Below are 22,789 nucleotides of genomic sequence, written 5' to 3'. Positions count from 1 at the left end.
AAAGATCGGCCCTTTTGCTTTGCTGCGCGTTTTTTCTCCGGCGCAGATCCGCATCGGGTAACTACTGACAAATCTCCGATCTTCCTGCCAGCTAGCCGAGAGGTTGCCCTCCTTAGCATTCATCGCTCGTCCGGACATCGATTCGGACGCCAAGGACAACAACCAAACTCAGGAGACAGCGGATGAAAATTCGCAGGATATCGTCTGGTCATGCACGTCGCGGCCCGGCCAAGGGCACACCGTTCCGGTTGAGCATGCTGTGCTGTGCGCTCGCCGGTCTTACCGCTATGTCGGGTGTGGCTCACGCCGACGAGCTGGGCGACCTCAAAGCCCAGATCCAGGCTCTGTCGGCGCAGCTGAACCAGCTCGAAGCATCGCAGAAGAAGACGAATGAAGCGGTCAAGGCCGTGTCGACCGCCTATCCTCCCCTGGTCGCTGCGCCCGGCAAGCAAGCCCCGGATCTGACGCCGACCCGGGCCGAGAAGCAGATGCTCGATGCTGAATATGTCCGTCGCGGCACGATACCTGGCTCGTTCATCGTGCCGGGCACCAACACATCGCTCAGCGTCGGCGGTTTCGTCAACTTCCAGGGCATCTACGATCCGACGGAAAACCTCGGGCCGAAGTTCTCGATCGGCAATCTCGATCCGACCGGCAGTTCCGCGCGCAAGCAGTCGCAGGGCAGTTTTCACTTCCAGGACAAGGTTTCGCGGCTTGTAGTCGGCACCAGCACGCCGAGCCCGTACGGCCCGGTCACGACCAACTTCGGGCTCGACTTCTACGGCTACGTTCCCGGCGGCGACAACAATCAGGCGCTGCAGAACAATAGCTGGGGCGCGCGCATCGTCACGGCGTACGGCACGATCGGCCACTTCCTCGTCGGTATGGCGAACTCGAACTTCATCGACGACCCCGATACGCCGGAAACGTTCGACAACGCAGGCCCGGCGGGCATCCCCGCGGAGCGCCTGCCGCAGTTGCGCTGGACAAAGCCGCTCAGCTACGGCGGCGATCTGTCGTTCTCGCTCGAAAATCCGCAGACGGGCTATCAGGACACGCAAGGCAACATCGAGTCCTGGACCAAGAGCAACACGGTGCCGGACTTTACCGCGAAGTACGAACGCGAAGGCCCCTGGGGACACTTCCAGGTCTCGGGCGAGGCGCAGGATCTGGGCTTCACCGACAAAAACGGCGTGCGCACAAGATTCTTTGCGCCCGGCGGCCTGATAGGCGCGACCATCAACGTGCCCAAGATCGGCGGCGGCTATAGCGAGGACAACTTCGGCGGCCAGGCCTGGTACGGTGCGCTCGGCCACTATCTGCCCGACGATTTCGGCGCGAATGGACCGTCCGCGCTCGCGGTCAACGACGGCACCTCGGCGAACCCGACGGGGGCGACCCAGTTCGAACTGCAGCCGGTCATGGGCGGCACGCTTTTCTACCAGCACTGGTGGACTTCGAAGCTGCGCTCGACGCTCGCGTTTGGCTACAACCACCAGCGGCTCGCCGCATTCCTCCCGGCCGATACCAACAATGCGGTCACCACCAAGACGGTGCATTTGAACCTGATCTACCGCCCGATCAAGACGGTCGATCTGGGCGTAGAGGTGGCCTGGGGGCAGAAGACGTTCCAGGCCTCGACAGGCTACGGCAAGGAATCGGCGCGGCGTATCGAAGTCGGCGGTATCTGGCATTTCTGATGCTGCCTGCGCAGCAGGCGCGCCAGGGCAATTTCCCCGCCGGCATTCGGCGCCGGCGGGTTCATTCTGGATGTGTAAGGTTGATTAGTTATGGCTGAAATTTTGGCTGGGAAAGGCAGCGTGCAGTTCACGCACGTGACCAAGCGCTTTCCAACGCGGGACGGCATCGAGAAGACCGTCCTGCGCGATGTGAATCTCGTGATCGAACCCGGTATGTTCTGCGCGGTGGTCGGCCCCACCGGCTGCGGCAAATCGACCACCCTGACGCTGGCGGCCGGTCTCTATCGTCCCAGTGAAGGAAACGTGCGGGTATCGGGACGCGAGGTCGACGGTATTACTCAAGGCACCAGCTTTGTGTTCCAGAGCGACGCCTTGATGCCCTGGAAGTCGATTCTCAAGAACGTCGCGCTGGGCCCGACGTTTCGCGGGGTTCCGAAGCAGCAGGCGCTGGAAGAGGCGCGCGAATGGCTGCGCACGGTCGGACTGGCGGGTTTCGAGAACTATTACCCCTACCAACTCTCGGGCGGCATGCGCAAGCGCGTGAGCATGGCGGCCGCGCTCATCAACAAGCCGTCCATGCTGCTCATGGACGAGCCGTTCTCGGCGCTCGACGTGCAGACGCGCGCCATCATGTCCAACGAGCTTCTGACGCTCTGGGAGAAGACCCGTCCGTCGGTGATCTTCGTGACGCACGATCTGGAAGAGGCGATCGCGCTTGCCGACCGCGTCGTGGTGATGACGGCCGGGCCGGCCACGGTCAAGGCGGTATTCGACATCGATCTGCCGCGCCCGCGCGGCCAGGTGCAGGACATTCGCTTCCAGCCGCGCTTTCTGGACCTCTATCAGCAGATATGGGAGTCGCTGCGCGAGGAAGTGGCGCAGGCCTATTCGCGGTCGCCCGCGGCATCGAAACTCATGGGAGCGACGGCATGAGCACCGTGAACGCAATCAAGAAAAACGAAGGAGCCTCGAGCTCCAGCCCGACCGCGGTCGCCGCGCGCCGCGCCGCGCAACGGCGCAGGCTTTCCATTTTTCTGGGACGCGTGGCGCTTTTCATTCTGGTGATCGGCGGCTGGCAGCTGACGACGCAGCTCGGAATTCTCGATCCGTTCTTTTTCGGCTCGCCCGGCGGCATCGTCTTGCGGCTGTGGGACTGGATCCAGCACGGCACGGCCTACGGATCTCTCTGGGAGCAGATATGGGTCACGCTCGAAGAATCTCTGCTCGGCTTTGCCGTGGGCGTGGCAAGCGGCGTGGTGTTCGGCGTACTGCTGGGCGAGAGTCCGTATCTGGCGGAGGTCGTCGGTCCCTACATCAAGGTCGTGAACGCGCTGCCGCGCATCGTGCTCGGCTCGGTGCTGGTGATGTGGCTGGGCCTGGGCATGCCGTCCAAGGTCGTGCTGGCCGCGGTTCTGGTGTTCTTCGTCGTGTTCTTCAACGCGTTCCAGGGGGTGCGCAGTGTCGACCGCAATCTCGTGGCGAATTCGCGGATCCTCGGCGCATCTCGGCTGCAGATCGTGTGGCACGTGATCTTCCCCTCGGCCATGACCTGGATCATCGCGAGCCTGCACGTGGCGCTCGGCTTCTCGATCATCGGCGCGATCGTCGGCGAGTTCCTCGGCGCGCAGCGCGGCCTGGGCCTGGTGATCGCAACCGCCCAGAACACGTTCGACGCCAACGGCGTGTTCGGCGCGATGCTCATCATCGGCATCGTCGCGCTGTCCGCGGAGGCGCTGATGTCAATACTCGAAAAACGCCTGCTGTCGTGGCAGCCGCCCTCGTCACACGACGGCGACGTGCCCGGCGTCTGATCGGCCGGCGATGGCGCAACAAAGCATTCGATTCATTAGAGGCCGGAGTGCCGGCCTCGCATAACCAAGGAGATGAAGTCATGAAGGAGAAATTCCCGTTTTCGAAGACCCTGGCCGGCCTGATGTGCGCGGCCGGCCTGATTTGCGGCCAGGCCGCGACGGCGGCGCCGCTGCCCAAGGTCACGATGATGGTGGGCGGCATCGACAAGCAGATCTATCTGCCGTATTCGCTGGCGCAGAATCTGGGCTTTTTCAAGAAGTACGGCGTGGACATGGAATTGTCGACCGAGCAGTCGGGCGGCGTCGGCGCCGAGGATGCGATGGTCTCGGGCCAGGTCGATATGGCGGGGGCTTGGTATGTTCATACGATCGACTTTCAGCAGCACGGCAAGGCCGTCCTGGACATCGTCCAGCTAAGCGGCGCTCCGGGCGAGCGGGAGATGTGCGCGACGAAGTCGGGCGTCAAGACGCCCGCCGACTGGAAGGGCAAAGTGGTCGGCGTGACCGACCTGGGCTCGGGCACCGATGACCTCACGCTGTACCTCGCGGCCCGCTACAAGCTCGGCCTGCACGACTTTTCGCGCGTCGGCGTCGGCGCCGGCCCGACGCTCATCGGTGCGCTCCAGCACGACCGCATCGTGTGCGGGATGACGACGCAGCCGACCGTCAATGCCATCGAGAAGATGAAGGTCGGCTATTCGGCGATGGATCTGGCCACGGCGGACGGCGTGAAGAAGTGGCTGGGCGGCTATTGGCCGACGGCGGCGGTGCTCGCCCGCACGGATTGGGTCAAGGCGCATCCGAAGGAGACGCAGGCGGTCGTCAACGCGATGGTCGCGACGATGCGCTGGATCAGCACGCACAGCGCCGCGGAGATCGCCGATCACCTGCCGCACGATTTCGTCAGCAACCAGCTTTCGACCAAAGACGAGTATGTGAAGGCGCTTGCGATGGACAAGGGCCAGTTCCTGCCGGACGGCCTGATGCCTGAGGGTGGTCCGCAGACGGTGCTGGCGGTGGAAAAATTCGCCGGCAAGATTGCCAAGCCGGTCGATCTGGGCGTGACCTATACGAACGAGTACGCCATCAAGGCGAACGCGATGCTCGCGAAGGAAGGCGGCGCGAAATAGCCGAGCGACGCCGTTCTGGCCAAGACCTGGATCAACTATGCTCTAGGTTCCCGTGAGTCCATCTGAACGACCGGTTCGGCGTCGCAAGCCGTTCCGGTCTTTCGTTTGATTGTGAATAGAGCAATGAAACTGCTGCTCGTGGAAGACAACGAGGAGTTCGCCCTCTGGCTCAGCAAGGCGCTTCGCACGGAGCGCTTCGAGGTCGATTGCGTCTATGACGGCGCGACGGCGATCTCGCGTCTCGAGCAATCGCAGTACGACCTGCTGCTGCTGGATCTGCGATTACCCGGCATGGACGGCCGCAACGTGCTGCGCAGCATCCGGCGGCGGCGCAACGACATGCCGGTTCTCGTGGTGACGGCAAACGCCTCGATCGATGTGAAAGTCGACTGCCTCGACATCGGCGCGGACGACTATGTCGGCAAGCCGTTCGAGATGCGCGAGCTCGTGGCCAGGATCAAGGCGCTGATCCGTCGGCACGGACGCAGCAGTCAATCGATAGTCCAGTGCGCGGACTTGCAATTCGATCTCGACATGCAGCAATTCCGCCTGGGCGATCGGCTGCTCGAACTTACGCAGCGCGAGCATCGCGTGCTCGAGTCGCTCATTCTGCGCCAGGGCAAGACGATCACGAAAACGCATCTGGTCGCGCAAGTATTCGAGCTGGGCAGCGAAGCGGGCGAGAGCGCGATCGAGACCTATATTTACCGGTTGCGCCGCAAGCTCTCCGGAGCGCAGGCGCGGATCATCACGCTGCGCGGCATCGGCTACGTGCTCAAGGACGGCGCCGGTCCGACATGAAGCGATTGCGCGTACGCCTGGTTCTATGGGTGCTGATACCGATGATCGTCGCGCTGGCGCTGACGACGGCGCTGTCCTGGCGCAATGCACGCGACAACGCCCTGCTGCTGCAAGACAGACGCTTGCTCGCATCGGCCGAAATGATGGCTGAGCAGGTGCGCTGGATAGACGAAGCGCTGATAACCGATACGCCGCCGGCGGCATTGCGCATGCTCGCCTCGAAAGAGCACGACCGCGTTTATTTCCAGGTGCGCGCGCTTCCCGACGTGCTGCTCGCTGGCTGGCCGGACTTGGGCAGCCTGCCGGTTCCGGCGGACGGCGAACCCAGCTACGGCAACACCGCCTATCGCGGACAGACGCTGCGGATGGTCACGATCACGCGCCGCTTATATCGCAACGGACAGACCACGACCGTGCTTGTCTCCGTGGCCCAGGGCTTGAAGTCGTTTTCGCAATTTGCGGCCAATCTCTGGCAGCCGGTGCTGCTGCAGGAATCCGCGCTGCTGACGCTGACGCTGGTGCTGATGCTGGTCGGCCTTACCTTCGAGCTCAAGCCGCTCCTGAAGCTGCGCAAGGATCTGCAGGCGCGCGAGGCCGACGATCTCACGCCGCTCGATACGATGCAGCTTCACCGCGAACTTTGGCCCGTCGTCGATACGATCAATCAATATGTCGCGCGGCTGACGCGCCAGCATGAGATCCAGAAGCGCTTCATCGCCGACGCGGCGCACCAGCTGCGCACGCCGATCGCGCTGATGAGCACGCAGCTCGATTACGGAAGCCGACTTCAGTCCGACGACGAACTGCGCGAGATCCTGGCTTCGGTCCGCGCGAATGCGCGGCGCTTGAAGGATCTCGTCAACCAGTTGTTGATCCTGTCTCAGGCCGAAGCGAGCCGGGACGCCAATCTGCCGCGCGAATCCGCGAGTCTGCTCGATCTCGCACACGAGGTTCTGGTTGGCCTGTCGGTATTGGCCGACGACAAGGGCATCGATCTCGGGCTCGATGCCGACAGCGTCGACGTCACCATCATGACCTGTCCGAGGCTGTTGCACGAGCTGTTGTTCAATCTCGTCGATAACGCGGTGCGCTATACGCCGCGGGGCGGTCATGTCACGGTTTATGCGGGGTGCGCCGAAGGGTGGGCGATTCTGCGCGTTGACGATACCGGGCCGGGTATTCCCGCCGAGCTTCGATCACGTGTTTTCGAACGCTTCAGCCGAGGCAATAGGTCGGACAGCGGCGGGTTCGGACTTGGCCTTGCGATCGTCGGCGAGACGGCAAGAGTGTGCAGGGCCGAGGTCGAACTGGCAGACGGACAGCAGGGCAGAGGACTATGCGTTATTGTCCGATTGCCGCTGGAAACGGATGGTTCATCGCCAGAGACCCCGTAAAAACGGGGCGCGGCAACTGCAGCGGGATATGTCGCCGCCGCAGAGACAAGGAGGAGAGAGTTGCATGAGCATGAGGAGACTGGGAATTGCCGCAGCGGCCTTTGCGCTGGGGGCATGCGTGCTTGCAGGCCGCGCCGACGCGGCTGAAAAAATCACTATCATGGTCGGCGGCATCGACAAGATCATTTATCTGCCAGCCGTGCTGGCGCAGCGTTATTTCAAGCAGCACGGGCTCGACATCGACGTCGTGACGGAATCCGCGGGAGTCGATGCGGAAGATGAAATGATCGCAGGCGGGGTGCAGGGCGTCGTGGGTTTCTACGACCATACGATAGACCTGCAGGCCAAGGGCATCGAGGTGGAGTCGCTCGTTCAATTTTCCGACGTGCCCGGCGAAGCCATGCTCGTGTCCGGCCAGGCTGCCGCGACGATCAGGTCGCCCGCCGATTTCAAGGGGCAATCGCTGGGCGTAACTTCTCTGGGCTCATCGACCGATTTTCTTACCGAGTATCTGGCGGCTCAGGCGGGGCTCGATCATGACGACTACCAGCTGCAGGCGGTGGACGCGGGAACGACATTCATCAACGCGATGCACGAGAACCGCATCGTGGCGGGCATGACGTCCGAACCCACCGCGTCCCGGCTGATATCGAGCGGTCAGGCGCAAGTGCTCATCGACATGCGCAATGCCGACGGCGTGCGCAGCGCGCTCGGCGCGCTTTATCCGTCCAGTTGTCTCTACATGCCCAGTAGCTGGGTGAACGCGCACCGCCGCGAGGCGGCGGAGCTCGTCAAAGGTTTCGTCATGGCATTGCGGTATCTGCACACGCACAGCGCCGAGCAAATAGCCGCTCTGTTGCCGCGCAGCTATTACGAGAGCGTGGGCAAGGCGCGCTACGTGAAAGCGCTCGAAGCGTATCTGCCGTCGTTTTCCGCCGATGGTCGAATGCCCGCCGACGGCCCGCAAACTGTGCTTCGCGTGTTGTCCACGATACGCCCGGAGGTGCAGAAGGCCAATATCGACTTGGCTAAGACCTATACCGACATCTTCGTCGATAAGGTGAATAAATAGCGGTTTCTTCTTTTATTTTTATCAAATCGGCGGTTGCACAAGCTCGATGTCGCAGCCGGCCACCGGCGCTTTCCAGACGAACGGCGGGCAGGGTTCGCTTGGCGCATTGATGCGCCCCCTCATGTCTGAAAAAATGGGGGCCGACAATAACCATAATCCCAATAAATCGGCCATGTCGGTTGGACCCACCCCCTACGATGAGCTGGCCCTATTGCGCCGGGAGCTGGCGCGCGAGCGTCAGGCCCGCCTGGAAGCGGAAGCCTGTCTCGCGGACGGCCTGCGCGAGCTTTATCTGCGGGAGCAGGAAGTCGGCCTGCTGGAGGCGATCGCCGCTCTGATCGACCACACGGCGGACGCGGGTGCGGCGGTCGAGTCAGCCCTGGAGCGCATCTGCCGCCATACCTTATGGTCCGTCGGCCATCTCTTTGCCGTTGACGCTGCAGCGCCAGGCGCCGAGCCTCGGCTGACATCGTCGGGGATCTGGCATTGCTTCGATCCGGAGCGCTTCGAGAGATTGCGCGTGGCCAGCGTCGAAGACGAAGATGCGACCTATGACCGCCTGCCGGGACAGGCGCTGGGCACGGGCCGGCCCGCCTGGACGCTCGATATTGTGCAGGATGAGGACTTTTCGCGCGCAGCCGTGGCGCAGCAGGCGGGACTGCGGTCTGCGTTTGCCTTTCCGGTGCTGCTGGGGCGCGAGGTCGTGGCCGTGCTCGAATTTTTCTCGGATCGCGACGAGGAACCGGGCGAATCGCTATTGCACAATATGGCGCAAATCGGCGTCCAGCTGGGTCGGGTGATCGAGCGGCAGCGCTTCGAGGCCGCCTTGGGCAATCGCGGGCAAGTGCAGATTGCGTCGGATCAGAACGCACAGCTGCGCGAGCAGTTGCATCTGATGAACGACATTCTGGCGTCGGTGACGCAAGGCGTCGCCTATGAAGACGCGCAGGGCCGGCTTCATTCCTACAACCGGCAATTTCTGGAACTGCTCGATATATCCGGGGCCTACGCGGAAAGTCTGCCGGCGATGCGGGACATCACGCGCGCCATTCTCGATCCCAAAAAGCGCAAGGCGCTGTTCGTCCTGAACGGCAAGTCGTCGGACGACACCGGTTGGGAAAGGCTGGATGGCGATCTGATCGGATACGAGTGGGACCACTCGAAAAACTACATCCTCGACATGACCTCGGGTTACGTCCTGGAAATGCGCCGCCAACCCCTTGCGACGGGCGGCTACGTATGGGTGCTCATCGATGCGACGCATCATATCTACACGCAGGAATCTCTGCGCGAGAGCGAGGCGCGCTGGCGCAGCCTCACGCATTTATCGGCCGATCTGTACTGGGAGTTGGACTGCGATTTGCGCATCACGAAGATCGAGGGCCAGGGCACGTCGAATATGCAGTACATGTCCAGCCTTCTCGGCAAGAGTGCGGGCGTGCTGCGGGACGTGCGGAACATGTCGGTCGATTTCGACGAGCAGCGCGCGCTGATGAATGCGCACCGATCGTTTCACGAACTGGAGCTGCAGCTGCCTGGCGGCAACGGCGAGTGGACCTGGGTCTCGATCAGCGGCGAGCCGAAATACGATGCTGGCGGGCGGTTCGCCGGCTATCGCGGCGTGATGCGCGACATTGCCGAACAAAAGCGTGCGCAAGAAGAAATCAGGCAACTCGCGTTCTACGACGAGCTCACGGGCTTGCCCAATCGTCGCCTGATGTTCGATCGCCTGGAGCGCGCCCAGGCGGTCAGCGCGCGCGAGGGCACGTACGGCGCGCTGATGTTCATCGATCTGGACAACTTCAAGAAGATCAACGACACGCTCGGGCACAAATGCGGCGATCAGCTTCTGGTCCAGGTGGCCGCGCGTCTGCGCGACAGCCTGCGCACCAGCGACACGCTCTCGCGCATGGGCAATGACGACGCTGCCCGCCTGGGCGGCGACGAGTTCGTCGTGGTGCTCGACGGCCTGGCCGGCGGGCGCGAAGAAGTCGCCGCGAAAGTCGAAATCGTTGCGAACAAGGTGCTGGCGACCTTGAACAGGCCCTACGACCTGGACGGGCAGCCGGTGCGCAGCACACCCAGTATCGGTGTCGAACTGTTCCGGGGGCGTAGCGAAAACCTGGCCGAGCTGATGCGCCGAGCCGACCTGGCCATGTACCAGGCCAAGTCGCAGGGCCGCAACAGGGTCTGCTTTTTTACCGAGGCCATACAGGCGCAGGCCTCGTCATAGCGGGTGCGGCGCGCGTTTTTGCGTCGAACACGTCGTGCGGTACGGGGTCAGGCCGCCAGATGCACCTTGTTGCGGCCCAGATGCTTGGCGGAATAGGCGGCGGCGTCGGCTCGGGCCATCGTGGTGTCGATGGATTCGCCGTCTTGATGCTGCGCCACACCGATGGACACCGTGATGCGCACGGGCGGATCGTTGATGAGCGGCGTGCTTTCGAGACTGGCGCGGATGCGGTTGCCGGCATGCGAGGCGGCTTCTACCGGCGTGTCGGGCAGCAGGATGACGAACTCTTCGCCGCCGTGCCGTGCAAACAGGTCTTGCGAGCGCAGCAGGCTGCGCACGTGCTCGGCAAAGGCGCGCAGCACGCGGTCGCCGACCTCGTGGCCGTAGGTGTCGTTGATCTGCTTGAAGTGGTCGATGTCGATCATCAGCACCGACAGCTGGCGCGCGCTGTGGACGACGCGGCTTTGCCAGGTGACCAGAGCGCTGTCCAGCACGCGGCGGTTGGCCAGGCCGGTCAGCGGATCGGTGGTGGCGTCGAGCTTGGCCGCGCGCAATCTTTCGCGCAACTGCTCGGTGAGCATTGCATTTTCGAGCTGCAGCCGCAAGCCGTGCAGGATTCGGGCTGCTGTCCGCTGAGCATGGATATGAATGAACAGCATGAAAAGCGCCATGCCGGCCATTAGCTTTAACGCCTGGACGTAGGCGTCGTCATGGCGGTAAAGGCAGTTGGCGGCCACCATGGCATAGATCGCCAGGCTGTGGAAGCGATAGGCGCGGATGTGGCTTATGAAGACGGGCGCTACCAGCGCGGTGACGCCGCACAGCACGACGATCAGGCCCAGGTAGACATGCTCGTCCACAACGAGAAAGAGCAGGCTCGAACCCCAGGCCAACCCGTCGAGCACCACGGCCAGATACAACAGCCAGCCGTCGCGGGCGACGGTGATGTGCCTGCGCGCGAGGCGGGTGAGGATGGCTAGGCTTGCCAGCCAGGCCAACGCGATGAGGCCGAGCCAGCCTAGAAGGAGCTGCTGCGTGGTTTCGCCCCAGACCAACCATGACACGAACAGCCAGCCTATCGGGCAGGCTAGCAAAGCCTTGCGGAATTGCTCGACGCACTGCTGGAAGCCCATCTCGAGCGCAGTGTCGAGCGAGGCGTAGGGATGCGTAGGCGCGTCGCCGGCGTATGCGGTCGGGGGCATGGCTCCGGGCAGATGAAGGTAAATACGCAAGCATAGCGATTTTAGGGCTCGTGCGCCTACCCCCCATTTGATCTGATTACTTTCCGGGGTAGCTGACCTCCATCCCCGCGCGGACATCCTGCTGGATGCCGTATTGCGCGAACGGGTAGCGCAACCCGTTCCCGGCCAGGGCGTGCATGCCTGCGACGGCCTGCTCCAGCATGGCCGGCGGCAGCGCCATCAGCATCTCGTCGTCCAGGACGCCGCCGTAGCGGCGCTCGGCGAAGCAGGGAATCGACAGGCTCGGCTTGCCGGTCTTGAGAGCCCGGCCCCAGGAGTCGGCACAGGAAGACTCTCCGACCACGCTCCAGTCGAAACGCCGGTACCCCGACCACTGCAGCCCGTTGATGAAGTACATCATGGCGCCGGGCGTGGCGTAGAACAGGGCGATCTGCGGGACGATGCGGCCGGCGGCGAGCGGGGACACCACCAGCGCTTCATACTGGCCGTCCGCCACGCACGCCATGGCGGCCTGGTGGGCGCGGGCGTCTTCGATCGTGGCGTACCAGACGCCCGCCATGTGCCGGCCGGACGCCCATTCGGCGTCTTTGGCGCTGCCCAGGCCGACCACCGACCGGCATTGCGCGCCGACCAGATCGTCAGCGGTGACGCCCAGCGTAAACCCCAGCCGGGCGGTCTGCCCCACGATCTGGTCCATGGTGTGTATCGCCTTGGGGCGGCGTATGCGGGGAACGGCCTCCATGTCCTCGCGCCGTTCACACAGCTTCATGCCGAACGGGATGCTGCGCAGCTTGAGCAGATGCTCGAGCTCGGCCGCCAGTTTTGCCAGATCGCTGTCCATCAGTGCCGCTCCTCGTGATGTCGACGGACTACGTTACGGCCGGGAGGACGGCGGCGCAAACCGACCGGGCAACGTTTCACGGCAGCCGCTGTATTGCGGGCAGCGCTGCGTCGCAATTGAGCAGCAGAATCTTCTTGACCCTGATGCGCAGGCCTTGCGGCGTGGCGGCCAGTTCGTGCTCGGCCGTGGCCGCCAGCACATGCTGAGTATCGCCCTGCGTTTCGACGTAGATGAAGGGTGTGCTCAGTGTGTAGCGACCGGCGGTTTCATCGCGGCTCGTGATTTCCGGGGCCTGCAGCACGTGCAGGCAGCGCACCGCCGGATGCAGCGAATGTGCCTTGGGGTCGTTCATGCGGTCCAGGCGCAGGCGCAGCAGCATCTTGTCTTCGTACATCAGCGCAGGCTCGTCCGCGCCGCTTTGCTGGTCGGGCGTGAGCGGCATCCAGTACAGGCCGTCGTCGGTGTAGAGCCCGTACCACTCGTCGAAGCGGCCCTGGTCGATGAGCCGGGCTTCCTGGTAGACCAGGCGGACGAGGTCCGCGTCCGCGTAGGCTTGCGTCATGGCGTCGTATCCTTGTGCCGGGATCCGTCAGGCCGGATCCATCAAGCGCAGCCAGCCGCGATACTGGTTGCGCATCATGATTTCGTTGTTGCCGTTTTCCAGCGCGAGTTCGGGCGTCTGCGCTTCGTCGGCCTTGTGGCCGCGGTGCAGGCTCACCCATTCGTTGCCGTCGCTGCCCAGGCCGATCTGCTGGCTTTCGAACAGATGCACGTCGTCGTGCGCCACCACCGACATGGGCGAGAAAACGAGGCGCACGTAGGACGCCACCCGTTGGCGCAAGCGTTGCGGCGCGCCTTTGGGCGCCAGCGCCCAGATCTCGATCAACGTACGGTCCGGACCCAGCGGCCGCAGCACGCGTATCAGCGAAGGCGACGTCTTGAACGCCGCGCTGGGGTAGAGAACGGTGTTCTGCGGCGAGAACGACAGGAGCGCGCGCGCCTGGTCCGCGCCGTAGAGTTCTGCCAGCTCGGCCTCATATTCGGGCAAGGGGGCGTAGCCGGTGTGGATGCTGGCCTTGGTGCCCAGCACGCTGTGGCCGTTGGGCAGCACCTTGGCGCCCATATCGGAATAAAAGCTGTAGCCTGCGCCGAAAGGCAGCAGCTGCTCCATGGCGAGCGAGTTTCCGGCGCCGCCCTCAGGCAGCGATTTGCCGATATTGCCGGCCGCGGCGGCGGCCGATTCGTGCGTGGAAATAGGATGCACTGTGTCGTTGATGTTCTCGAGGTACATCTTCCAGTTGCATCGCATCACGTTGCGCAGCGGGGCGCCCACCACCTCCAGTTCGCCCAGCGGCGAGCGTGCCACCATGTTGTCCAGCGTAGCCAGCGCGGCGGAATCGAAATAGCTGTCGAAGTCCGGCCCCGTCTTGCTCAGGCGCACGAACACGAAGCCCTTGTAGTCGCGCACACCGCCCGGCTCGGCCAGGCCCTGGGCCGAGGGGCTTTCCGACAGGCCGGTGCCTTCGTAGTCGTTCTTGAGCGGCACCGACATCAGCTTGCCGTCCAGCTTGTAGGTCCACGCGTGATAGGGGCAGCGCAGAAACTTGCCGGCATTGCCCTGGCGTTCGTGCAGCAGCCGGCTGCCCTTGTGCGCGCAACGGTTGAAACGCACGGCCACCGTGCCGTCGGCCTGGCGCAGCATGACGAGCGACTGGCCGGCAATCTCGGTTGCGTAGTAGTCGCCCGTCTTGGGCACCAGGCTGGCGTGGCCCAGAAACACCCAGGCGCGCTTCCACAGCCTTTCCTGTTCGAGCCGGTAGACCCTCTCGCTGAGGTAGATGTCGCGATGGACGCGGTCGGTCTGGACCAGGTCGGCCACCGATTCGCCGCCGGATTCAGGCGGCATGTGCGGGGACTGAGTCATGATGAACCTCTTGATGCATATCAGGCTGCGACGGCCGGCAGAGCTGGCGGCCACACGGCGTCGCCTGTTTCCGGCGGCACGGCCGCGATCAGTGCGCGGGTGTATTCGTGCTGCGGCGAATTGAAGACCTGCTCGGTTTCGCCGGCCTCGACCACCACGCCGCGGTGCATGACCATGACGCGGTTGCACAGGTAGCGCACCACGGCCAGATCGTGCGAAATGAAGACCAGGCCGATGCCCAGTTCGCGGTTCAGGCGCAGCAGCAGGTTCAGGATGAGCGCCTGCACCGAGACGTCCAGGCCCGAGACGATTTCGTCGGCCACCAGCATGCGCGGCGTCAGGCACAGGGCGCGGGCGATATTGACGCGCTGCTTCTGTCCGCCCGACAACTGCGAAGGCAGTCGCCCGAGCGCGCTGGGCGAGAGTCCCACGGCCTGCATCAGGCGCCGTGCGGCGGCCATGCGGTCTGCGGCCTGCTCGGATCCGGCGCCGTCGGCCTCGAGTATCTGGGTGACCAGGTCGGCGACGCGGCGGCGAGGGTTGAGCGCCGAGTCGGGATTCTGGAACACCATTTGTACGGTCTTGCGCAAGGCGCGCGCCTGCTCGGCGTCTGCGGCATGACGATCCTGGCCGTCGATCAGGATGTTGCCGCTGGTGGGCGCCACCAGTCCCATCAGCAATCGCGCCATGGAGGTCTTGCCGCTGCCGCTCTCGCCCACGATGCCCAGGAACTCGCCCGGCGCCACGGTGAACGACACCGGCTGCACAACCTGTATGGGATCGGCCTTTTTCCAGAGACTGGAGCGGCCCGGATAGCTTAGCGATACGTTGCGGAATTCGATCAGCGGCCTGGCGCGGGTTTCTCCGGCCGGCAGGGCGGGCGCGGCCCGGGCCGCGCCGCCGTCGGACGCGGGGATGATTTCCAGGCAGCGGGCCCGGCGGCCTTCGTCGCGCGGCAACAAGGCCGGCGGCTGGCGCTCGCATTCGGGTTTGCGCACCGTGCAGCGCGAGTAGTAGCGGCAGCCCTGGATGCCGGGGAAGTCGCTCACGGCCGGCATGAAGTCCGACAGCGAGGGCAGGGTCATGCGCTCGCCATGCAGTGCCGGCGCCGCGTTTTTCAGGCTGAGCGTATAGGGGTGCACCGGTGCGTCCAGCACCTGTGCCGCCGAGCCGTATTCGACGACCTCCCCGGCATAAAGCACGGCCACGCTATCGCACACGTGCGCAGCCAGGCGCAGGTCGTGCGTGATCAGGATGACGGCCGTGCCGTGGCGTCGTTGCTGTTCGCGCAGCACCCGCATGATCTGCGCCTGCGTCATCACGTCCAGCGCGGTGGTGGGTTCGTCGGCCACGATCAGCGCGGGTTCGCCGCAGAAGGCCATGGCGATGAGAATGCGCTGGCACTGCCCGCCCGACAATTGATGAGGGTAGCGCGCCAGGATGGCTTCGCCGTTGGGCAGGCCCACCTCGGCCAGGCGGTCCAGCGCCATCCGGCGCCATTGCGCCTTGGGCGCGCCCACGTGCGCCAGATGCTCGAACAGCTGCTGGCGTACGGTGAGCACCGGGTTCAGGCCCGACAGCGGCTCTTGGGGAATGAAAGCGATGCGGCGGCCCAGCAGGGCGCGATGCTGCCTGCGCGGCAGGGCCAGCAGATCCCGGCCTTCGAAGCGCACGGCGCCTTGGGTGACGGCGAAGCCGGGCGGAATCTCGCCGGCGATCACGCGTCCGGCCATGCTTTTGCCCGCGCCCGATTCGCCCACCAGGCCCAACATGGCGCCGGGTTCGACGCTTAGGTCTACGCTGCGCAGCACGTCGGCGCGCTTGCCCGCCACATCGAGCGAAAGCGTCAGTTCATGAAATTCGACGGCGGCCATGATTTACACCCGGGAGCTGTTGGCGCGAGGGTCCAGCGCCTGGCGCAGACCGTCGGACAGCAGGTTGAAGCCCAGCACCGTGATCACGATGCCCAGTACCGGCGGGATCAGGTTCCAGATGTTTTCCTGCATGACGCCGCGCGCGTCGGCGATCATCACGCCCCAGGCCACGGTGTTGGCCGGCACCGACAGGCCGACGAAGCTGAGAATGGCTTCGACCACGATGGCCACGCCCATCTCCAGGCTGAACAGCGTGATGATGAGCGGTACCAGGCCGGGCAGCATCTCGCGCAGCATGATGCGCAGGTGCGAAAAACCCATCAGACGGGCCGCGATCACGTAGTCGCGGCGCCGGATCACCAGCGCTTCGGGGCGCACTACGCGGCAAAAGCGCGTCCAGTCGACCACGATCACCGACAGAATCACATTGCCCACGCCGGGACCCAGGCCCACCATGAGGATCAGCGACAGCACCACCGGCGGGAACGACATCCACAGATCGACCAGATAGCCGATGGCGCGGTCGATCTTGCCGCCGAAATACGAGGCCAGCAGTGCCAGCGCGCAGCCCAGCAGCATGGTGCCCACGGCCGAGCACAGGCCCACCCACAGCGCCACGCGCGAGCCGAAGATCAGGCGTGAAAGCACGCAGCGGCCCAGGCTGTCGGTGCCCAGCGGATACTTCGCCAGGCCGTCGGCCATCCAGGCCGGCGGCAGCAGCGGCGAGAGCAGGTCCTGCGACAACGGATCGTTGGGCGCGATCCAGGGCGCGAAGATCGCCACCAGAACCAGCGCCAGCACGATGGCGCCGCCCGTCATGGTCTTGGGAGAATTCAGCAGCGCGCGCGCGGTCTGGCGCCAACGGCCGCTCGATTGCAGTGCCAGCGTAGACATCAGGCGTCCCTCAGCCGCGGGTTGACCACCGTGTACAGGCAGTCGACACAGGTATTGATGACCAGAATGATGACGCAGAACACCAGGGCGATGCCCTGGATCAGCGGCAGATCATGGTTGCGCACGGCCTGCACCATCAGGTTGCCCAGGCCGGGAAAGGAAAAGATCATCTCGATGAGCAGCGTGCCGCCGAACAGAAAACCGAACTGCACGCCGATGAGCGTGAGCGTGGGCAGCGCCGCGTTCTTGAACATGTGCCGCAGCACGATGCGCGCATCGGACTGGCCGCGCAGCCGCGCCACCATGGCGTACTGCTCGCCGGCCGCTTCCAGCAGGCTGGCGCGCAGCACGCGAATGATGAGCGGCGCGAAACCCAGCGCCAGCGCCAGGGCAGGCAGAATCAAGTGCGAAAAGGCGTTGGCCCAGGCATGGAAATCGCCGCGCAGAAGAAAGTCGATCAGCGCAAAGCCGGTGGTTTTGGGCGGTGCGATGTCGGCGCCGAAGCGGTCCGAGAAAGGCAGGATGGGCCACATCACGCCCAGGACGAGCATCAGGAAGATGCCCCACAAAAAAGACGGCACCGAGATCAGCAGCACCACGAAGCCGTCGGCCAGCAGCTCGCCGCGCCGCTTGTTCCGCGCGTAGAGCAGCAGGCCGCCGGGGATGCTGATGATGAGCGAGAACACCAGCGCCACGACCGACAGTTCGATCGTGGCCGGCAGGTTGGTGGCGATCAGGTGGGTCACCGTCTCGCCCGAGGTGATGGAGCGTCCCAGGTCGCCGTGCAGGGCGTGGACCAGCCAGATGCCGTATTGAACCGGCAGCGACCGATCCAGCCCCAGAGCGGCGCGCAGCGACGCGACCTCGGCCGGCGTGGCGGTGGGCGGCAGCATCATGGCCAGCGGGTCGGCCGGCAGCATGCGCAGCACCACGAAAACCACCACCGACAGCGCGAAGATCATCGGTATCGCGATGAGCACGCGCGCAAACACCTGGCGGGCTAGGACGGCAAGCATCGCTTACTTCTTCCAGCTGTACTCTTGCGGCATGATGTAGCCGGTCGGGTAAGTGTTGACGTTCAGCGTCTTTTTATAGGCGATGGTCGTCACGCTCTGGATCAGCGGGATGCTCCAGGCATCTTCGCTGGCCTTCTTCTCGATCGCCTGGTAGCCGGCGATGCGCTGGGCCTGCGGCAGCGCCGAGAGCTGCTTGAAGGTGTCGGCCAGTTCGGGCTGCTTCCAGGCCGAGAACGGCAGGGCGGGGTTCAGGATGTAGCCGGCGAAGATCTCCGGGTCGGCCGTGGCGTTGTCCCAGCTATAGAGCATGGGGCCGGGCAGCTTGGACGAATGGCTCAGTTCCATGTACTTGGCCAGAGTCACTTCCTGCAGGTCGGCCTTGATGCCGATCTGCGCCCACATCTGCACGATGGCGCGCGCCATGTCGTAGTCGCCCGGCGTCGAGCCGTTGGCCGACAGGAAGGGAATCTCCAGCGGTTTGCCGGGGCTGTAGCCGGCCTTGGCCAGCTCGGCCATGGCGGCCTTCGGGTCGTACTTGACGTCGGCGTCGGTGACATAGGCCGGCGTGCCGGGCAGGGCCAGCACCGAGATCGGCTTGGCCGTGTTGGCGAAGAAGGCGCGCGACAGGGCCTGCTTGTTGATGGCCATCTGCATGGCGCGGCGCACGTGCACGTTTTGCAGCGCGGTCACGTAGCTGGGCATCTGCACGATGAAAATCTGGGTGTACGGATAGACCTTGGACACCAGCTTGCTGTCGTTCTTCAGGCGCTCGGCGTCGCGCACCGGGATCTGCACGGCCACGTCGGCGCGGCCCGATTCCAGCATGGCCACGCGGGCCGAGGTATCGGGCACGAAGTTGAAGACCACGCGCTTGATGGCGGGCTTGGGGCCCCAGTAGCCGTCATAGGCCTCGAGCACCGCGCGCGAACCGCGCTCGTAGCTCACCAGCTTGTAGGGGCCGGCGCCGATCGGATGCGCCAGGAACCCGTCGGTACCGACCTTCTCGACATAAGCCTTGGGCAGGATGAAGGCCGTCATGAAGGCCAGCCAGTCGGGCGCCGTGGGCGTGGGGTTCTTGAAATCCATCACCGCTTCGGTGGGCGACTTGATCTCGATGTCGGACAGTTTGTTGGTGAAGGTGCTGTTGATCACCAGTTTCTTGTCGGTCTTGGGCCGCTCGAAGAAGGTGTATTTGAAATCTTCGGTGGTGAGCTTGCTGCCGTCCTGGAAGGTGACGCCGCTGCGCAGCACGATGTCCAGGCGGGTGTTCTTGTCGTCCAGCCATTTCCACGATTGAATCAGGCGCGGCGTGATCTCCAGCTTGTCGTTGATCATCAGCGGCGAGTCGAAGACGGCCTTGTAGATCGACTGGACCGCGGGCCAGGTGCCCGCGGTCGGGTCCCAGCTGGGCACGTCGACCGGGTAGGCGATCGTCAACTCGTTGCCGGCAGCCTGGGCGGCCGGGGCGATGGCGGCGCAGCCCAGCGCCATCACACACGAAGCGAGCGCTCGACGGGCAAGCGCGGACAGCGAACGGGTACTCATATGCACCTCCAAAACACGAGATCGGGATTAAGGGGTCAGCAGCGTCTCAAAACCATATACTGCATGGAAAAATTTACCAATTAGTTTAGGTTTAAAGTTAATTTATTTATTTAAAAACAGGTAGTTGTTTTTATCAAGAAGAATATATTGTTTAAGTGAAAACCCTGATTACCTCCACTGCTCATTAAGGGGATCGTTAGTCTAGGATGCGCCGACCGCGGTCTTGCGCCGAGCCGTCGAACCGCACAAAAGGAGCGTCATGCAGTCCCCTGCCAAATCCGGCAAAAAGCCCAACCTGCGCGAACGCGTCTATCAGATGCTGCGCGAGCGTATCCAGATGGGGCTGGTCGGCAGCAGCGACCGTCTGGTCGATCACGACATTGCGCGGGAGCTGCACGTCTCGCGCATGCCGGTGCGCGAGGCCCTGATGCAGCTCAAGAGCGAGGGCATGCTGGAGGGCACCGCGCGCGGCTTCATTCTGCGGCGCCATTCGCTGCAGCAGATCAACGACATTTTCGAGATCCGCATCCTGCTCGAACCGCATGCCGCCGCGTTGGCCACCGCCAACGCCGGCCCGGCCTTCCTGGCCCGGATGAAGAGCGCGCTGGACGCGGCCGAAGAGGCCTCGGATCGCGGCGATTGGGAGGCCTTTATGCGCCTGAACGCCGATTACCGGGCTGCCTGGATCGACAACGTGCCCAACCGCGCCATGGCCGACGCCATTTCCCGCTTCATCGACCACGCGCAGATAGTGCGCCTGATGACCATGCAGGACGAAACCGTCCGCGGCATCATCCTGGACGGCATGCGGGGCCTGTACGAGGCCTATCTGTCGGGCAACGCCGACCTGGTGCGCGAGCGCATGACCACGCACTGCCGTACGGCAGCGGCTTGCTACTACCAGTGTTACCGGCGTCTTTCGGGCGGCGAGCCGCCCCTGGCCCGCTGAGACGGTGCTAGACTCTGAGACCCGCGGGCCCTGCCTCGCCAGCTGAGAGCCGGGCTGCCGCGGACCGCCATGCCCATGGGCTGCCGGATTGCTTTGTCTTTCTACTGATAAAAGACCCCGAACCAAGGCTGACCGAATGTCTACCACGTCGAAGATCATCTACACCCTTACCGACGAAGCGCCCGCGCTCGCGACGTATTCGCTGCTTCCCATCGTGCAGGCCTACGCCGGCCCGGCGGGCATCGCCGTCGAAACCCGCGACATTTCGCTGTCCGGCCGCATCATCGCCACCTTTCCCGAGTCGCTGACCGAAGCCCAGCGCATCTCCGACGATCTGGCCTATCTGGGCCAGCTCGCCACCACGCCCGAAGCCAACATCATCAAGCTGCCCAACATCAGCGCCTCGATTCCGCAGCTCAAGGCCGCGATCAAGGAACTGCAAGGCAAGGGCTACACGCTGCCCGACTACCCCGACGAGCCCAAGAACGACGCCGAGAAAGACGTCAAGGCCCGCTACGACAAAATCAAGGGCAGCGCCGTCAACCCCGTGCTGCGCGAAGGCAACTCAGACCGCCGCGCGCCCCTGTCGGTCAAGAACTACGCCCGCAAGCATCCCCACAAAATGGGCACCTGGACGGCCGGCTCCAAGGCCCATGTGGCCCATATGTCGGGCGGCGATTTCTACGGCAGCGAGAAATCGGCCGAGATCGCCTCGGAGGGCGCGGTCAAGATCACCCTGCACGGCAAGGACGGTTCGGTCAAGGTCCTGAAAGAAACCACCAAGGTCAAGGCCGGCGAACTGATCGACGCGTCGGTGATGAGCAGGAAGGCCCTGCGCGCCTTCGCCGCCGAACAGGTCGCCGATGCCCGCGCCCAGGGCGTGCTGTTTTCGGTGCATCTGAAGGCCACCATGATGAAGGTCTCCGACCCGGTCATCTTCGGTCACTTCGTCTCGGTCTTTTACGAAGAGGTGCTGGCCAAGCACGCTGCCGCGCTGGCCCAGGCCGGCTTCGATCCCAACAACGGCATCGGCGATCTCTACAACCGGCTGTATACGCTGCCGGCGGCCATGCAGGTCGATATCAAGGCCGACATCGAGGCGCTGTACAAGAAGCAGCCCGCGCTGGCCATGGTGAACTCCGACAAGGGCATTACCAATCTGCACGTGCCCAGCGACGTCATCGTCGACGCCTCCATGCCCGCCATGATCCGCGAAGGCGGCAAAATGTGGAACGCCCAGGGCGAGGCGCAGGACGCCAAGGCCTGCATTCCCGACCGCTCCTATGCCGGCGTCTACCAGGCCGTCATCGACGACTGCAAGAAGAACGGCGCCTTCGACCCGGTCACCATGGGCACGGTGCCCAATGTGGGCCTGATGGCTCAGGCCGCCGAAGAATACGGCTCGCACGACAAGACCTTCATCATCCCGGCCGACGGCACCGTCAAGGTGACCGACGCCTCGGGCGCCGTGCTGCTCGAGCATGCCGTCGAAACCGGCGACATCTGGCGCATGTGCCAAACCAAGGACGCGCCCATCCAGGACTGGGTCAAGCTCGCCGTCACCCGCGCGCGCCTGTCGAACACGCCCGCCGTGTTCTGGCTCGATCCGGCCCGCGCCCACGATGCCAACGTCATCGCCAAGGTGCAGCGCTACCTGAAGGATCACGACACCAGCGGCCTGGACATCCGCATCATGTCGCCCGTCGAGGCCACCACGTTCTCGCTCGAGCGCATCCGCAAGGGCCAGGACACCATCTCGGTCACCGGCAACGTGCTGCGCGATTACCTCACAGACCTGTTCCCCATCATGGAGCTGGGCACCAGCGCCAAGATGCTGTCCATCGTGCCGCTGATGGCGGGCGGCGGCCTGTTCGAAACCGGCGCCGGCGGCTCGGCGCCCAAGCACGTGCAGCAGTTCAACGAAGAAAACTTCCTGCGCTGGGATTCGCTGGGCGAGTTCATGGCGCTGGCCGCTTCGCTCGAATTCCTGGGCGAAAACACCGGCAACGCCCGCGCCAAGGTTCTGGCCCGAACGCTGGACGAAGCCACCGGCAAGTTCCTCGACACCGACAAGTCGCCCGCCCGCAAGGTCGGTGGCATCGACAACCGCGGCAGTCACTTTTACCTGGGCATGTACTGGGCCCAGGCGCTGGCCGCCCAGACCGAAGACAAGGAACTGCAGACCAAGTTCGCTCCGTTGGCCAAGACGCTGACCGACAACGAAGCCAAGATCGTCGCCGAACTGGGCGCCGTGCAAGGCATCCCGGTCAATATCGGCGGCTACTATCGTCCGGACGCAGAGCTGGCCGGCAAGGCCATGCGTCCCAGCGCGACGCTCAATGCCGCGCTGGCTTCTTTCTGATCGCAAGCGGCTGCAGCAGTACCCATGAAAAAACCCGGCAC

At 64.1% G+C, this 22,789-nt stretch carries 18 protein-coding genes; 10 read left to right on the top strand and 8 right to left on the bottom strand.

Annotated elements, in window-relative coordinates:
- The first annotated feature begins 182 nt into the window (after positions 1 to 182).
- The 8 genes from ACTHJ1_RS14825 (at position 183) to ACTHJ1_RS14790 (ending at position 10,141) form a co-directional block, all read left to right on the top strand.
- Positions 183 to 1,700 carry a porin gene (locus tag ACTHJ1_RS14825; RefSeq protein WP_440193688.1) on the top strand — a complete coding sequence of 506 codons (1,518 nt, stop codon included), beginning with the start codon at positions 183 to 185 and terminating at the stop codon, positions 1,698 to 1,700.
- 90 nt (positions 1,701 to 1,790) lie between these two features.
- Positions 1,791 to 2,633, top strand: a complete 843-nt coding sequence (locus ACTHJ1_RS14820) for an ABC transporter ATP-binding protein (RefSeq protein WP_440193686.1) — start codon at positions 1,791 to 1,793, stop codon at positions 2,631 to 2,633.
- On the top strand, positions 2,630 to 3,511 hold the full coding sequence (locus ACTHJ1_RS14815) for an ABC transporter permease (protein WP_440193684.1): 882 nt from the start codon (positions 2,630 to 2,632) through the stop codon (positions 3,509 to 3,511). The genes ACTHJ1_RS14820 and ACTHJ1_RS14815 overlap by 4 nt, the downstream gene beginning before the upstream one ends.
- The gene (locus ACTHJ1_RS14810; RefSeq protein WP_440193682.1) at positions 3,466 to 4,641 is read left to right on the top strand and encodes an ABC transporter substrate-binding protein; all 1,176 of its coding nucleotides are present in this window, start codon (positions 3,466 to 3,468) and stop codon (positions 4,639 to 4,641) included. Before ACTHJ1_RS14815 ends, ACTHJ1_RS14810 begins: the two co-directional genes overlap by 46 nt.
- 123 nt (positions 4,642 to 4,764) lie before the next feature.
- Positions 4,765 to 5,442 carry a response regulator gene (locus tag ACTHJ1_RS14805; protein ID WP_440193680.1) on the top strand — a complete coding sequence of 226 codons (678 nt, stop codon included), beginning with the start codon at positions 4,765 to 4,767 and terminating at the stop codon, positions 5,440 to 5,442.
- Positions 5,443 to 5,483: 41 nt separating this feature from the next.
- The gene (locus ACTHJ1_RS14800; protein WP_440193678.1) at positions 5,484 to 6,836 is read left to right on the top strand and encodes a sensor histidine kinase; all 1,353 of its coding nucleotides are present in this window, start codon (positions 5,484 to 5,486) and stop codon (positions 6,834 to 6,836) included.
- A gap of 70 nt (positions 6,837 to 6,906) precedes the next feature.
- Positions 6,907 to 7,908: an ABC transporter substrate-binding protein gene (locus tag ACTHJ1_RS14795; RefSeq protein ID WP_440193742.1), complete on the top strand. Its 1,002-nt coding sequence runs from the start codon at positions 6,907 to 6,909 to the stop codon at positions 7,906 to 7,908.
- A gap of 172 nt (positions 7,909 to 8,080) precedes the next feature.
- Entirely contained in the window at positions 8,081 to 10,141 is a 2,061-nt protein-coding gene (locus ACTHJ1_RS14790) for a diguanylate cyclase domain-containing protein (protein WP_440193676.1), read from the top strand.
- Positions 10,142 to 10,188: 47 nt separating this feature from the next.
- Here ACTHJ1_RS14790 and ACTHJ1_RS14785 read toward each other — a convergent pair whose 3' ends face one another.
- The 8 genes from ACTHJ1_RS14785 to ACTHJ1_RS14750 form a co-directional block, all read right to left on the bottom strand.
- A complete protein-coding gene (locus tag ACTHJ1_RS14785) occupies positions 10,189 to 11,343 on the bottom strand; it encodes a diguanylate cyclase (protein ID WP_440193674.1) in 1,155 nt (384 codons plus the stop codon).
- A 76-nt stretch (positions 11,344 to 11,419) separates the two neighbouring features.
- On the bottom strand, positions 11,420 to 12,184 hold the full coding sequence (locus ACTHJ1_RS14780; RefSeq protein WP_440193672.1) for a DUF169 domain-containing protein: 765 nt from the start codon (positions 12,182 to 12,184) through the stop codon (positions 11,420 to 11,422).
- 76 nt (positions 12,185 to 12,260) lie between these two features.
- The gene (locus ACTHJ1_RS14775; protein ID WP_440193670.1) at positions 12,261 to 12,746 is read right to left on the bottom strand and encodes an aromatic-ring-hydroxylating dioxygenase subunit beta; all 486 of its coding nucleotides are present in this window, start codon (positions 12,744 to 12,746) and stop codon (positions 12,261 to 12,263) included.
- A gap of 27 nt (positions 12,747 to 12,773) precedes the next feature.
- Positions 12,774 to 14,108, bottom strand: coding sequence for an aromatic ring-hydroxylating oxygenase subunit alpha (locus ACTHJ1_RS14770; RefSeq protein WP_440193668.1), 1,335 nt, complete (start codon positions 14,106 to 14,108; stop codon positions 12,774 to 12,776).
- Between the two features lie 20 nt (positions 14,109 to 14,128).
- Positions 14,129 to 15,982: a dipeptide ABC transporter ATP-binding protein gene (locus tag ACTHJ1_RS14765; RefSeq protein WP_440193666.1), complete on the bottom strand. Its 1,854-nt coding sequence runs from the start codon at positions 15,980 to 15,982 to the stop codon at positions 14,129 to 14,131.
- A 3-nt stretch (positions 15,983 to 15,985) separates the two neighbouring features.
- Entirely contained in the window at positions 15,986 to 16,876 is an 891-nt protein-coding gene (locus ACTHJ1_RS14760; RefSeq protein WP_440193664.1) for an ABC transporter permease, read from the bottom strand.
- Entirely contained in the window at positions 16,876 to 17,892 is a 1,017-nt protein-coding gene (locus ACTHJ1_RS14755) for an ABC transporter permease (protein ID WP_440193662.1), read from the bottom strand. The genes ACTHJ1_RS14760 and ACTHJ1_RS14755 overlap by 1 nt, the downstream gene beginning before the upstream one ends.
- A gap of 3 nt (positions 17,893 to 17,895) precedes the next feature.
- Positions 17,896 to 19,437: an ABC transporter substrate-binding protein gene (locus tag ACTHJ1_RS14750; RefSeq protein ID WP_440193660.1), complete on the bottom strand. Its 1,542-nt coding sequence runs from the start codon at positions 19,435 to 19,437 to the stop codon at positions 17,896 to 17,898.
- Between the two features lie 259 nt (positions 19,438 to 19,696).
- Here ACTHJ1_RS14750 and ACTHJ1_RS14745 point away from each other — a divergent pair, with 259 nt between their 5' ends.
- Both ACTHJ1_RS14745 and ACTHJ1_RS14740 read left to right on the top strand, forming a co-directional pair.
- A complete protein-coding gene (locus tag ACTHJ1_RS14745) occupies positions 19,697 to 20,386 on the top strand; it encodes a GntR family transcriptional regulator (RefSeq protein ID WP_440193658.1) in 690 nt (229 codons plus the stop codon).
- 136 nt (positions 20,387 to 20,522) lie between these two features.
- Positions 20,523 to 22,748 carry an NADP-dependent isocitrate dehydrogenase gene (locus ACTHJ1_RS14740; protein ID WP_440193656.1) on the top strand — a complete coding sequence of 742 codons (2,226 nt, stop codon included), beginning with the start codon at positions 20,523 to 20,525 and terminating at the stop codon, positions 22,746 to 22,748.
- Positions 22,749 to 22,789 lie beyond the last annotated feature (41 nt).

This window comes from Bordetella sp. (assembly GCF_051960075.1).
Classification (GTDB): Bacteria; Pseudomonadota; Gammaproteobacteria; order Burkholderiales; family Burkholderiaceae_B; genus Bordetella.
This window is presented reverse-complemented; position numbering and strand designations above follow the sequence as displayed.

Bases quoted from the DNA above. Each gene is read 5' to 3' on its own strand.
- ACTHJ1_RS14825 (WP_440193688.1), top strand. From the start codon at position 183: ATGAAAATTCGCAGGATATCGTCTGGTCATGCACGTCGCGGCCCGGCC.
- ACTHJ1_RS14815 (WP_440193684.1), top strand. From the start codon at position 2,630: ATGAGCACCGTGAACGCAATCAAGAAAAACGAAGGAGCCTCGAGCTCC.
- ACTHJ1_RS14745 (WP_440193658.1), top strand. From the start codon at position 19,697: ATGCAGTCCCCTGCCAAATCCGGCAAAAAGCCCAACCTGCGCGAACGC.
- ACTHJ1_RS14750 (WP_440193660.1), bottom strand. From the start codon at position 19,437: ATGAGTACCCGTTCGCTGTCCGCGCTTGCCCGTCGAGCGCTCGCTTCG.
- ACTHJ1_RS14795 (WP_440193742.1), top strand. From the start codon at position 6,907: ATGAGGAGACTGGGAATTGCCGCAGCGGCCTTTGCGCTGGGGGCATGC.
- ACTHJ1_RS14785 (WP_440193674.1), bottom strand. From the start codon at position 11,343: ATGCCCCCGACCGCATACGCCGGCGACGCGCCTACGCATCCCTACGCC.
- ACTHJ1_RS14775 (WP_440193670.1), bottom strand. From the start codon at position 12,746: ATGACGCAAGCCTACGCGGACGCGGACCTCGTCCGCCTGGTCTACCAG.
- ACTHJ1_RS14770 (WP_440193668.1), bottom strand. From the start codon at position 14,108: ATGACTCAGTCCCCGCACATGCCGCCTGAATCCGGCGGCGAATCGGTG.
- ACTHJ1_RS14765 (WP_440193666.1), bottom strand. From the start codon at position 15,982: ATGGCCGCCGTCGAATTTCATGAACTGACGCTTTCGCTCGATGTGGCG.
- ACTHJ1_RS14790 (WP_440193676.1), top strand. From the start codon at position 8,081: ATGTCGGTTGGACCCACCCCCTACGATGAGCTGGCCCTATTGCGCCGG.
- ACTHJ1_RS14740 (WP_440193656.1), top strand. From the start codon at position 20,523: ATGTCTACCACGTCGAAGATCATCTACACCCTTACCGACGAAGCGCCC.
- ACTHJ1_RS14755 (WP_440193662.1), bottom strand. From the start codon at position 17,892: ATGCTTGCCGTCCTAGCCCGCCAGGTGTTTGCGCGCGTGCTCATCGCG.
- ACTHJ1_RS14805 (WP_440193680.1), top strand. From the start codon at position 4,765: ATGAAACTGCTGCTCGTGGAAGACAACGAGGAGTTCGCCCTCTGGCTC.
- ACTHJ1_RS14760 (WP_440193664.1), bottom strand. From the start codon at position 16,876: ATGTCTACGCTGGCACTGCAATCGAGCGGCCGTTGGCGCCAGACCGCG.
- ACTHJ1_RS14800 (WP_440193678.1), top strand. From the start codon at position 5,484: ATGATCGTCGCGCTGGCGCTGACGACGGCGCTGTCCTGGCGCAATGCA.
- ACTHJ1_RS14820 (WP_440193686.1), top strand. From the start codon at position 1,791: ATGGCTGAAATTTTGGCTGGGAAAGGCAGCGTGCAGTTCACGCACGTG.
- ACTHJ1_RS14780 (WP_440193672.1), bottom strand. From the start codon at position 12,184: ATGGACAGCGATCTGGCAAAACTGGCGGCCGAGCTCGAGCATCTGCTC.